Source organism: Janthinobacterium agaricidamnosum, from assembly GCF_003667705.1.
Classification (GTDB): domain Bacteria; phylum Pseudomonadota; class Gammaproteobacteria; order Burkholderiales; family Burkholderiaceae_D; genus Janthinobacterium.
Genome location: NZ_CP033019.1, coordinates 5,501,456 through 5,513,392, shown reverse-complemented (window position 1 = coordinate 5,513,392; position 11,937 = coordinate 5,501,456). Strand labels below are relative to the sequence as shown.

Below are 11,937 nucleotides of genomic sequence, written 5' to 3'. Positions count from 1 at the left end.
TTTAGCGTGGTGATACGATATGCACGATCGCCGCGCTATGTACCACGATCTTGTCCGCATCCGCCTGCAACAGGCGAATACGGCGCTGCACCAGCGGCCAGCCGGACCAGGCCACGTCGCTGACGGGCGGCGAGGCGGGGGCGGCCAGCGGCGCGTTGATGGCGGCCTTGTCATCGAGTTGCTCCAGCGCGCGCGACAGGGTCAGGCACACTTGCGTGTGGCTATGGCCGAGTAGGGCGTTGACGGGCGTGACGGGCAGCTGGCTGGCGTGGCGCCCGAGGATCGAGCGCAGGGCCGCCACGTGGGCCACCAATAAGTAGTTTTGCACGATGAACAGGTTGATGTCTTCCACGGCCCGCTGCTTGCTGGCCGGTTCATCGAGCATGCGCACCAGCGCCGAGCTGAGCGCGGCCAGGCTGTCCATCAAGCGCTTGCGTTCGATGCGGTAGGCGAAATCATCGAAGCATTTTCCCTGCAGCAGCGCGAAGCTGGCTTGCATATAGCTGAGGTTCACGTTGAGCACCTGGCGCACGAGGCGCGGCAGGCTCTGGTATTCCCAGTTGGCCAGCACAAAGCTGAACACGGTGGCCACCGCCGCGCCGATCAGGGTGTCGATCAGGCGCTCGCTGACGAGGTTCGGGTTGCTGGGCGCCACCAGGTGCATTTGCAGCAAGATCATCAGGCTCACGGCAATCGCCGTGTAGCGGTAACGCAGATAGATGAAGGTGGGCGTGGCCACGATGGAGAGGAACAAGATGGCCATCAGCACGATATTGCTGTGCACGAAGCGGATCACGATGGCCGTGATGATGCAGCCGATGATGGTGCCGATGATGCGGTCGGCGCGGCGCTGGCGCGTCATGCTGAAGGTGGGGCGCAGGATGATGACGATGGTCAGGACGATCCAGTAGCTGTGCGCCGCATACGGCAGCCAGTGGCCGATCAGTAATCCCACGGAGATGGCCATGGACACGCGCAGGGCGAAGCGGAACACGGGCGAATCCAGGCGCAGATTCGATAGCAGGGTCTTCAGTTCGTATTTCTGCTGCGACAAAAACGGCGCCATGTCCGCGCCGCTCCAGAACGGCACGTCGGCATAGACTTTTTGCGTCGCCAGATGCAGCTCGGCGATCATTTTCAAAATGGCGCGGATCTTGTTGCGCTGCGCGCGCAGGGTGGCCAGCGCTTCCTGCGCGCCGTCGCCTTTTGCGTGCAGGCGGGCGATTTCCGCTTCGATCTCGGCCCATTCCCTGTCATAGCTGATCTGCGCATACGAGGCGCGCTTGCGCGTGACGGCATACGCCACGGCTTCGATGTCGCGCGCCGCCTTGTAGGCCAGGTCGTGCAAGGATTTCAAGACGTCGGAGTCGGCCAGGTGCTGGCGCAGCAGCGCGTAATCCGTGTGCGTGGAGAGGATCAGTTCATACAAATCGAGCATGCACACGTGCACCTGTACGACGATGGCGTCCTTGCTGTTCTTGTGGCTGCGCAGAATCAGGTCGCGCGACGCCTGCTGGCGGTCGGCCAGAATGCTTTGATGGCGCACCAGCTTGTTGAACTGTTCCGTCAAATTGAAACGCGTGTCGTAGAAATCGGCCTTGATGTCGATGTAGGCGGCCAATTCGAACAGGGCTTCGGCCAGTACTTGCTGCTTGATGCGGTGGCGCAAGACCCAGGCGATGGCCATGGCATAGGCCAGATAGATCAAGCCGCCCAGCATGAACAGGCCCGCATGGTGAAACGATTGCTGCCACGTCATCTGATGCTCCATCGACATGGTCATGATGAACAGGGCGGCCAGTTGCAAGGGCATGGATTTCTTGCCGTACACCACCATCATGCTGGCGAGGAAGCTGACCAGCACGAGCACCGTCATCAGCAGCCACTGCACGGGACCGCACAGGCTGATCAACAAGGTGACGGCGCTGCACAGCAGAACCGAGGCCAGCATCTCGTTGAACTTGTGGCGCAGGGGGCTGGGCATGTCCATCAGGGTCGTACACAGGGCGCCTATGCACACCGTCATGGCGGTGGCGCTGTCGCTGATTTCCAGGGTCAGCAAGGTCAGGCCGACCAGGCCGATGGCCACGCGCAAGCCCAGGTAAAAATAATGGCTGTAGATAAAGGTGCGCAGGTTCAGTGCGTAGTGCATGGGATTACCTTGTGGGCAGGGCACAGAAAGAGGCGCCGCACCGGGGTCTCCGATGCGGCGCCAGGATGTTGCATTCGCTACAGCCTTGATTTACATCAGGGCAATGACGGGATAGCGCCGCCATTCAGGCTCGGCAAAGCGCTGGCAGTGTTCAAAAATGAAGTCGAGCACGGCTTCCTGATTGCTCAGCAAGGCCGGATTCGCTGCCTTCCACTCGGCAAATTTAGCGGCCAGCGCCGGCTCATCGCGCAGCAGTTCCGACGCCATGTCTTCAAAGACGTAATCGGAAAACGCTTCTTTCTTCTCCAGCACGCTGTTGAAGAAGCCCCAGCGGAAGAAGCTGTCGTGTGCCTGCGGTTCCAGCGTTTCCACGGCGTAGCGCGCGTTGTCCTGGTCCAGGCTGACGACATAATCGCCCGCCTGCACGGTGAACTGGCCCGTGCGCGCTTCGAGTTCTACATTGTCGTGGAACATGTGGCCTTCGTAGGCGGTGGCCCGCGTGCCGACGTCGGTGATGTGGTAGTAGCGCGCCGTTACCGTCTGTTCGGTGGTGATTCGGCTCATTTCGACGCCGTTCCAGCGCAGCCGTTCGATGACTTCGCGCCACGCTTGCGGCACGATATAGGCTTTTGGCGCGGCCACGGTGACGTCCGCATCGAAGCGGTTGTAGTAGGCGATGTCGCGTTCCCACGGCTGCGAGCGGTCGTAGGACAGGCGCTGGTAGTCGCCCAGCACGCTCGGCGTGTATTTTGCTGTGTAGCCCTTGAAGGGGAAGGTCGACGGCTGCGCTTCGTTCATGGCCCAGTGGATGGGCCACTCGGCTTGCGTGCGGCCCGCCGCCTTGGCTTGCGCGCGCAGTTGCTTGATCTGTTCACCATGTTTGACCGTGAACGCCATGCAGATGTCGAGCAGGGCGCGCATGGATGCGTAGCGGTCGGCAAACGGTTTCAGCATGTGCGTTTCCGGCATGAAACCAATGACGTGATGCAAGGCCGCAAAACCCGTCGAGAAACGCGGCACTTCGAGGAATTCGGCGATGCCGTGGTCAGGGCTGTCCTTGACGGGGTTGACATACGGGCAGGTGGGCCAGCCTGCTTGTTCCATCTGCGCAAAGATATGCGGCAGCATGGTGTCTTGCAGGAAGGGGCCGAGGCCATTGCCCAGCTTATCCGTCTGCGTGTGGATCAGGGTCATCGTGTACGGGTAGTCGGCGCCGTTCGACGTGTGCGTGTCGACCATCACGTCCGGGTCCCAGCTGGCCAGCAGGCGGTTGAACACTTGCGCGTTCAGGCTGTCGCACTTGATGAAATCGCGGTTCAAGTCCAGGTGGCGGCTATTGCCGCGGAAACCGAATTGCTCCGGGCCATCCTGGTTTACGCGCGACGTGTTGGCGCGGTTCAGGCTGCCATCGACGTTGTAGATCGGAATGAACAGCAGCACGGTGCTGCCCAGCGCCGCCAGGCGTTCCGGCTGCGTGCACAGGTCGCGCACGATGGCCATGCAGGCGTCGATGCCTTCCGGTTCGCCCGGGTGGATGCCGTTGTTGTTGAAGAACACGGTGCGGCCCGCGCGCTTGATCTGCTCGCGGTCGAATACGCCGTCCGCGCTGATGACGCCAGCATGGATGGGCACGCCCGAATCGGACAGGCCGATCTGTTCGAAGTGCAGCACTTGCGGGTAGCGTGCGGCGAGATCTTGATAGAAGGTGATGCATTCCAGCCAGGTCGTGGTCTGGTTGTGGTTACCGAGTTCGTAGGTCGTGCGCAAGTCTGGTGGCATAGCGGTCTGAGTCTGGGAGGGGGAAGGCGCGCTGGGTAAGTACGCCCGCTAGGGGCCAATTGTAGCACCGGCGTCGGCGCCTTGAGGCGCGGCAGATGGGCCGGGCCGAACTTGTGTTATGAATACGTTTCACGCGCAAGGGAGGCGGCATGGGCAAGGCAGTGATGGCAGCGATGGCAGCGCTGGTGTGGTGGGCTTGCCTGGCGGCACAGGCGGCGCCGTTGCGCTTGCCGGCGAGCAAGGAACCGGTGACGCAGGGCGGCTCCGTGACCGCCGCCGCACAGGGCGCGCTGATACGCTACCGGGGCTGGCTGCTGGCCGTTGATGGCGCCGTATCGGAGGAGATGCCTGACGTCTTGCTGACGTCGGCGGAGGCGGGGCAGGCGCCGCAGTTGCGGGTCGGCGCGACGCAGCGTGTCTTGCCCGTATGGTCGGCTTTCGAGCTCGTCAAGGGCAGCACGCGCCTGCGCATCACGGCGCTGCCGGGGCCGGATGAGGTGGCCGCGCTGCTGCTGGACTTTGGCGACGGCGATTACCGCATCGTGATTCCCGCCGCGCGCATCGACCGGCAAGCCTATCCGCTGCTGGCGCAGCGCTTTCCCGGCGCCGACCTGGCCTTGCTGCTGCAGGAGGGCCGGAGGGTCATGTTGCCGCTGGGAAGCGGCAGCACGCACGTGTTTGGCGAGGAGCAAGCCGTGCCTTACCGCTTTAGCAAAGTAAAACGTTAGGCAAAAAAAAAGCCACTCCCGCAGGAGTGGCTCAGGGAACAACCGCCCGTTGCCGGGCTTATTAGTTGTTGTTATCCGCGAATTACTCGGCGCCCATTTCTTTCAGCAGGTTGTCTGCGTGGTCGATGTGTTTCATGTTCCACAGCATGTAGCGCAGGTCGACCTGGATCGAACGGGTGTTGGCCTTGTTGTAGTCCCAGTCGGAAATGATCGAGTCCAAGGTGCCGTCGAATGCCAGGCCGATGAATTCGCCTTTTGCGTTCAGGGCAGCCGAACCGGAGTTGCCGCCGGTGATGTCCAGGGTGGCCAGGTAGTCGACCGGCACGGTTTTCAGCTTCGGATCGACGAATTTGCCGAAGTCCTTGGCTTTGATCGCGGCCAGTTGTTTCGCCGGCGCATTGAACTCGCCTTCGCCCGTGGCTTTGGCGGCGACGCCATTGACGGTGGTGAAGGCGGTCCAGGTGGTGCCGTCGGCGCCATGGTCACGGCCGGCAACACGGCCGAACGTCACGCGCAGGGTGCTGTTGGCGTCAGGATAGACGGCTTGGCCCTTGCTCTTCATGAAGGCGATTTTTGCTTTCATGTAGTTGGCGTAGGCTTGCTGGATCTTGCCGGCCAGTTCTTCGTCTTCCGCTTCGTTTTTCAGCGAATCCGGGTACATGGCGACGGCGGCCTGGATGAAGCTGTCCTTGCTGGCCTGGAATTCGGCTGGCGTGCGTTTCAACCATGCCGCGCGTTCTTCCTTGTCGGCCAGCTTGCTGCCCGCATACAGTTTGTCCAGGGCGGCGGCCAGGTCGGCTTGCGACATGCCATCCTTGATGCCGATGGCGGCGTCGAAGCTGGCACGGCGTTGTGCGGCTGGTTGCGCTGCGTACTTGGTCAGGCTGTTCAATACCAGCGCCTTGTCGACTTTTTCATCGTAGGTGCGCTCGACCGACGTGATGCTCGACGAGAGACGTGGCAAATCGCGCGTCTGGTAGCCGGACTTGCGTTCCGTATCGGCCTTGGTGCCTTCGTTCGACAAACGGTACAGGCTGCGTGCCGTGCTCAGCAGGCGTGGCTGCGCATAGCTGAGGAAGAAATCGCGCTTGGTGTCGGCATCGCGCTCGGCGATCAGCTTTTCCACTTGCTCGATGTCGCCGGCAAATTCCGCCTTGCGGGCAGGATTGGCGTTGACCCAGGTTTTCAGGGCTTCGTGTTCCGTCGTCTTGCGCGCCAGGAAGTCGCTGCCCGCGTACGAGTCCAGCATGCCTTGGCGGTTCTTGTAGTAATTGTTCACGCCGGCAACCTGACCCGCGTATTTCAGGGCAACGTCCTTGTTATCCTTGGTTTCGCGCGCGATGATGGCCAGGGTTTCGCCCGACGCTTTCACGAAGGCCGGGTAGTTCCAGTCAAACGTGAACGCCACTTCCGATGGCAGGCGGTGACGGTTGGTGCGGCCCGGGTAGCCCAGCGCCATGACGAAATCGCCTTCTTTCAAGCCATCCTTGGCCAGTTTCAGTACGTGTTTTGGCTGGTACGGCACGTTGTCCTTGCTGAAGTCGGCAGCTTTGCCGTCTTTGCTGACGTAGGCGCGGTAGAAACCGTAGTCGCCCGTGTGGCGCGGCCACATCCAGTTGTCGGTGTCGCCGCCGAATTTACCCACGCCCGCTGGTGGCGCGTGCACCAGGCGCACGTCGCGGATTTCCAGTTGCTTGATCAGGTAGAACTCGAGGCCGCCGTAGTAGCTCGACACGGTGCAGCGGAAACCCGCTTCTTTTTCGCATTCTGCAACCAGTTTCTTCTGGTTTTTCTCGATCGCGTCGATGCGCGCCTTGCCTTGCAGCTTGGCCACGTCGGCGCTGATGATCTTGTCGCTGACATTGGTCACGGCCGAGGTGACGAAGATGCGGCTGCCCGGGGCGGCCGGCAATTCTTCAGCGAACGTCTTGGCCAGGAAACCGTTGGCCAGCAAATCGCGCTCCTTGGTCGAATTGACCGCCACGCTGTTGTAGACGCAATGGTGGTTGGTGGCAACCAGGCCTTGCGGCGAGACGAACGACGCCGAGCAGCCGCCCAGGCTGACGATGGCGCCCATCGGGAATTCGGTCAGTTTGGTCAGGGTGGTCGGATCGAGTTTCAGTCCGGCGGCTTTCAGCTCCTTGGCTACTTGTGGCAGCTGTTGGGGCATCCACATGCCTTCGTCGGCGTGTGCGAAGTTGCTCAGGATGGCGAGCGCGATGAGAGATTTTTTCATTCGAGTTCTGTTCTTTTACATTGTAGGGAAGTCGGAATCAGCGGAGTACCCGCTGATTGTGCAGCGGGCGACATAGAGTATCCGTATCGAACCCGCACTAGTCAATCACATTTTCCGGAGGGTATGTTCATGTGTGGTTGCTTGAACGACATGATTTTAGGTGGCGCAGGGGCAGGAACCGGCCGCCAACGCGCATTTTTCCGTGCGGCCGCTGTGGTATTGTCCATACGTGTCCTAGCGGCAATGAAAAGTGGCCGGGCGCTTGCGCCGCCCGGCCACTTGCTGATGCGCAGCTGTTTGCCTGCTTAGCGTATTTTGCCGCGGCGTAAAAGATTGACGATGCCCAGCAGGATGACGGCGCCGAGGAATGAGACCAGCAGCGAAGCCAGACTGAAATTGTCGCTATTGATGGTGCCCGTGCCGAACAGGGGCGCCAGCAGCCAGCCGCCCAGGAAGGCGCCGACGATGCCGACGACGATATTGAGGAAGATGCCCTGTTGTGCATTGGTTTTCATGACCATGCTGGCCAGCCAGCCGATGACGCCGCCAATAACGATCCAGATAATGAAATTCATGTGGTCCTCCGCGGTGGATAAGTGGGTGTGTCATGTCAGAACAACATCATGCTAATCGATAGTGATGCCGCACGATAGAAAAGTCCAGCGGATTCGCGTCGTGCATGCAAAAGCCCGCCTGGCTGCGGGCAGCGAGGCGGGCTTGTCATGCGGAAAGACGGTGTTTAATCGGCCTTGATCGCTTCGACCTGGATGGCCAGCTTGACTTCCGGCGAGAACGCCGGCATGCCGTAGTTCAAGCCAAAGTCGCTGCGCTTGAATTCCGCCGTGGCGTCGGCGCCGCACACTTCGCGCTTGTAGCGCGGGTGCATGATGCACTTGAACTTGCTCACATTCAGCTTGACGGGCTTGGTCACGCCCAGCAAGGTCAGTTCGCCATCGACTTCCACCAGCTGCTCGCCGTTGAACTTGAGCGATTTGCTCTTGTAGGTGATTTGCGGGAATTTCTCGACGTTGAACATGTCCGCTTTTTTCGCGTGCGTGTTCATGGCGTCGAGGCCGAAATCGATCGAATCGGCATCGATGACCAGGTCCAGGCTGCCCGTCTTGGCGGCGCGGTCCAGGGCGACCGTCCCCTTGGTCTTGTTGAACTTGCCGCGCCACACCGACATGCCCATGTGATCGGCTTCAAAGCTGGGGAAGGTGTGCGTCGGGTCGAGGTTGTAGGTGTCGGTAGCGGCCATGGCCGAACCCGCGCCGGCAGCTGCCAGCACGGCGATCATCAAGTGCGAAAGTTTCATGCAGATCCTAAAGTTGAACAGGTTGTGGGGTTGTTTTTGGTAACGCCTGAAAAACGTTCAGGACAAGGCGCCTTGCCGAAGGCAGTGCAAATAGCACGACGAGGCAAGAGCAACGCAGCCATGGACGTTTTCTCAGGTGTTACTGAGCAGCGACGTGGAATTTGATGGTGACCTCGTCGGCAACCATGCTCGTGTCTTTCCACTCGCCTTCGCCGATGTTGTAGGTCAGGCGCTTGATCGGCAGGGCGCCGTCAAACGCGTATTTGCCGCCGTCGGCTTTTACCGCCAGGGGGAAGGTCACGTCGGTGGTCTTGCCTTTGATGCTCAGCTTGCCGGTGACCGTCAGCTTGCCCGCGCCGGCGGCCTTGATGCTGCTCGAGACAAAGGTGGCTTTCGGGAACTGGGCCGAGTTGAACCATTCTTTCTTCGCCACTTCCTTGTTGTACTCGGGGTCGCCGATATCGATGCTGGCGGTCTCGATTTCCACCGACGCTTTCGAGGCATCCGGCGTGGCCGGGTTGTAATCGATGGCGATATTGAATTTCTTGAACTTCGCTTCCACGGGCACGTTCATTTGCTTGAACACGGCCGACACGCTGGTCTTGGCGGGGTCGACTTTCAGCAGGGTGGCGGCGGTGGCGGCCACGGACAGGCCCAGCAGGGAAGCGAGGACGATGCGTTGGGTGGTTTTCATCTTGTTTTTTTCCTGTAGTTTCAGTGAGCAAGGGGACGTCGATGTCAGGGCAGCATGCGCTTGAGGACGCCATCACGGTCGATGAACTGGTGCTTCAGCGCCGCCAGCACATGGGCGGCCACGGCGGCTGCCATTGTCATGTTCAGAACATAATGAATCTCTTTTAAAAGCGGCTTAAGTTCCGGGTTTGGCGCCATGATGACGGGCAGCTGGAACAGGCCCAGGTAGACCACCGGCACGCCGGCGGCCAGGGTGTACAGGTAGCCGGAGATGGGCACGGCGAAGATCAGGATGTACAGCAGCACATGCATGGCGTCGGCCGCCTTCTTTTGCCAGGCAACCATGCTGGCCGGGTGCGGCGGCGGCACGTTGGCCTTGCGCCACAGCAGGCGGATGGCGGCGATGGCCAGCACGGTCACGCCCAGCCATTTGTGCCAGGAGAAATATTTGAGCTTGGTGGGCGTCAGGCCGGGAATATCCGTCATGATCAGGCCCATGACGAAGGCGCTGATGATCAGCAGGGCGGTCAGCCAGTGCAGGATGATGGCGGTGGTGGTGTAGCGTTGCATCGATGGCTTTCTTGAATGTAGTACGTATTAGGACTAATTCGGCCTAATATACCAAAGAAAATCAAATTGCGCTGCGTGCTGGAGATTCTACAAGAAAGATTGCCGGAAAAACCGCGGGGCGGGCAGCATTTGTGTGCTGGCCGCCCCGCGGGAATGGGATCGGACGATCCCCATGTGAAAACTGCTTAGATGGCTTTGGCCAATTGCGCCGCGATACCGATGTAGTTGCCCGGCGTCATGGTCAGCAGCACGTCCTTGGCATCCTGCGGAATGGCCAGGCCATTGACGAAGGTTTGCAGCGCTTCTTTCGAGATGCCCTTGCCGCGCGTCAGCTCTTTCAGCTGCTCGTACGGGTTTTCGATGCCATAGCGGCGCATCACGGTTTGTACGGGTTCGGCCAGCACTTCCCAGGTCGCGTCCAGGTCTTGCGCCAGGCGCGCGTGGTTCACTTCCAGCTTGTTCAGGCCGCGCAGGCAGCTGTCATACGCCAGCAAGGTGTAGCCCAGGCCCACGCCAATGTTGCGCAGCACGGTCGAATCCGTCAAATCGCGCTGCATGCGCGAGACGGGCAGTTTTTCCGACAGGTGCTTGAGCACGGCGTTGGCCAGGCCCAGGTTGCCTTCCGAGTTTTCGAAGTCGATCGGATTGACCTTGTGCGGCATCGTCGACGAACCGATTTCGCCCGCTTTCAGCTTTTGCTTGAAGTAGCCCAGCGAGACGTACGTCCAGATGTCGCGGTTCAGGTCCAGCAGGATCGTGTTGGCGCGCGCGAAGGCGTCGAACAGTTCGGCCATGTAGTCGTGCGGTTCGATCTGGATCGTGTATGGGTTGAAGACCAGGCCCAGGCGCTGTTCGATGACGGCCTGCGAGAATGCGGGCCAGTCGAAGCCGGGATAGGCCGACAGGTGGGCGTTGTAGTTGCCGACGGCGCCATTCATCTTGCCGAGGATTTCCACTTGCGCGATGCGTTTCACGGCGCGCTGCAGGCGGGCCACGACGTTGGCGAATTCCTTGCCCAGGGTGGTCGGGCTGGCCGTCTGGCCGTGCGTGCGCGACAGCATCGGCACATCGGCGTTATCGTGCGCGATCTGCGTCAGCTTGGCTACCAGGCCGTTCAATGCCGGCAGCATCACGCCGTCGCGCGCGGCCTTGAGCATCATGCCGTGCGAGGTGTTGTTGATGTCTTCCGAGGTGCAGGCGAAATGGATGAATTCCGACGCCGCCACCAGTTCCGGCACGTCCGCCACTTGTTCCTTCAGCCAGTACTCGACGGCCTTGACGTCATGGTTGGTGACCGCTTCGATGGCCTTGATGCGAGCAGCGTCGGCTTCCGAGAAGTCGGCCGCCATCTTGTCGAGCAGGGCGCTCGCTTCGGCCGAGAACGGCTTGATTTCGGCGAAACCGGCTTGCGACAGCGCTTGCAGCCAGGAGATTTCCACTTTCACGCGGTGGTGCATGAAACCGGCTTCGGACAGGATCGGGCGCAGCAGATCGGTCTTGCTGGCGTAGCGGCCATCGAGCGGAGACAGGGCCGACAGCGTGGAATACGGAGTAGTAGAAGTCATGAGAGCGGACGCAAGTTAAAGAAACGGTTGGCGTGTGGCGCGCGGGGAGGGCAGGGCTATTGCAATACAGCAACAATGACGGCGCCACAGTAAAGGACGATTTTACCACCGCTGGCCGCTGGCCAGCCGTCCATCGGGCGCCGGCGCACCGCAATTTGGCTGAATCCGGCCCCGATGCGGCATGCCTGCCACACCATGGAGACGGCTGGGCGCGTGCTGCCAAACACTGCTGCCGCCGATGCTATACTGCTTGCTGATCCTTCACCTTAAAGTAGCTATGAAACTGATCGGTTCCCTCGCCAGCCCGTATGTCCGCAAAGCCCGTATCGTGCTGGCGGAAAAAAAGCTCGACTATGTCTTCGAGCTGGAAAACGTGTGGGTGCCGGAAACCCGCATCGCCCAGGCCAATCCCCTGGGCAAGGTGCCCTGCCTGGTGATGGAGGATGGCAGCACCTTGATCGACTCGAAAGTCATCGTCGAATACCTCGACACGCTCACGCCCGTGTGCAAGCTGCTGCCGGCCGGCGGCAATGGCCGCGAGCGGGCCGATATCAAGAACTGGGAAGCGCTGGCCGACGGCATCCTCGACGCGGGCGTGCTGGTGCGCCTGGAGCGCACGCAGCGCCCGCCCGAGCAGCAAAGCGCGGCCTGGATCGCGCGCCAGCTGGACAAAGTCACCCTGGGCCTGGCGGCGCTCGAGGCGCGCCTGGGCGAGAGCGCGTATTGCGCCGGCAAGAACTACACCCTGGCCGACGTGGCCGTGGGCTGTACCCTGGGCTGGCTCAGCTTCCGCTTCCCGGAAATCGACTGGCGCGCGGATCATCCGGCGCTGGCGCGCCTGTTCGACAAACTGTCCGAGCGCCCATCGTTCAAGGACACCGCGCCGCAGTGAGCGCACG

At 61.0% G+C, this 11,937-nt stretch carries 10 protein-coding genes; 2 read left to right on the top strand and 8 right to left on the bottom strand.

Annotated elements, in window-relative coordinates; all coding sequences use genetic code 11:
• Position 1: 1 nt before the first annotated feature.
• Together D9M09_RS24985 and D9M09_RS24980 are read right to left on the bottom strand one after the other, a co-directional pair.
• A complete protein-coding gene (locus D9M09_RS24985; RefSeq protein WP_121670630.1) occupies positions 2-2,152 on the bottom strand; it encodes an FUSC family protein in 2,151 nt (716 codons plus the stop codon).
• A gap of 90 nt (positions 2,153-2,242) precedes the next feature.
• The gene (locus D9M09_RS24980) at positions 2,243-3,931 is read right to left on the bottom strand and encodes a M14 family zinc carboxypeptidase (RefSeq protein WP_070220644.1); all 1,689 of its coding nucleotides are present in this window, start codon (positions 3,929-3,931) and stop codon (positions 2,243-2,245) included.
• A gap of 149 nt (positions 3,932-4,080) precedes the next feature.
• On the opposite strand from D9M09_RS24980, the gene D9M09_RS24975 reads away from it, so the two are divergent.
• A complete protein-coding gene (locus tag D9M09_RS24975; protein ID WP_121670629.1) occupies positions 4,081-4,659 on the top strand; it encodes a hypothetical protein in 579 nt (192 codons plus the stop codon).
• 82 nt (positions 4,660-4,741) lie between these two features.
• On the opposite strand, the gene D9M09_RS24970 is transcribed toward D9M09_RS24975, so the two are convergent.
• The 6 genes from D9M09_RS24970 to purB all read right to left on the bottom strand — a co-directional run bounded on the left by D9M09_RS24970 (position 4,742) and on the right by purB (position 11,038).
• Positions 4,742-6,895, bottom strand: a complete 2,154-nt coding sequence (locus D9M09_RS24970) for a S46 family peptidase (protein WP_070220636.1) — start codon at positions 6,893-6,895, stop codon at positions 4,742-4,744.
• 305 nt (positions 6,896-7,200) lie between these two features.
• Entirely contained in the window at positions 7,201-7,470 is a 270-nt protein-coding gene (locus D9M09_RS24965) for a GlsB/YeaQ/YmgE family stress response membrane protein (RefSeq protein ID WP_034778894.1), read from the bottom strand.
• Between the two features lie 164 nt (positions 7,471-7,634).
• Positions 7,635-8,210 (bottom strand): YceI family protein, encoded by a 576-nt coding sequence (locus tag D9M09_RS24960; RefSeq protein ID WP_070311508.1) that lies wholly within the window; start codon positions 8,208-8,210, stop codon positions 7,635-7,637.
• Positions 8,211-8,349: 139 nt separating this feature from the next.
• A complete protein-coding gene (locus tag D9M09_RS24955) occupies positions 8,350-8,904 on the bottom strand; it encodes a YceI family protein (protein WP_070290826.1) in 555 nt (184 codons plus the stop codon).
• A gap of 44 nt (positions 8,905-8,948) precedes the next feature.
• Positions 8,949-9,473, bottom strand: a complete 525-nt coding sequence (locus D9M09_RS24950) for a cytochrome b (RefSeq protein ID WP_070290827.1) — start codon at positions 9,471-9,473, stop codon at positions 8,949-8,951.
• A gap of 185 nt (positions 9,474-9,658) precedes the next feature.
• On the bottom strand, positions 9,659-11,038 hold the full coding sequence (purB, locus tag D9M09_RS24945) for an adenylosuccinate lyase (protein ID WP_070220631.1): 1,380 nt from the start codon (positions 11,036-11,038) through the stop codon (positions 9,659-9,661).
• A 277-nt stretch (positions 11,039-11,315) separates the two neighbouring features.
• Between purB and D9M09_RS24940 the strand changes: the two genes are divergently transcribed.
• Positions 11,316-11,930 (top strand): glutathione S-transferase N-terminal domain-containing protein, encoded by a 615-nt coding sequence (locus tag D9M09_RS24940; protein WP_070220623.1) that lies wholly within the window; start codon positions 11,316-11,318, stop codon positions 11,928-11,930.
• The last annotated feature ends 7 nt before the right edge of the window (positions 11,931-11,937 follow it).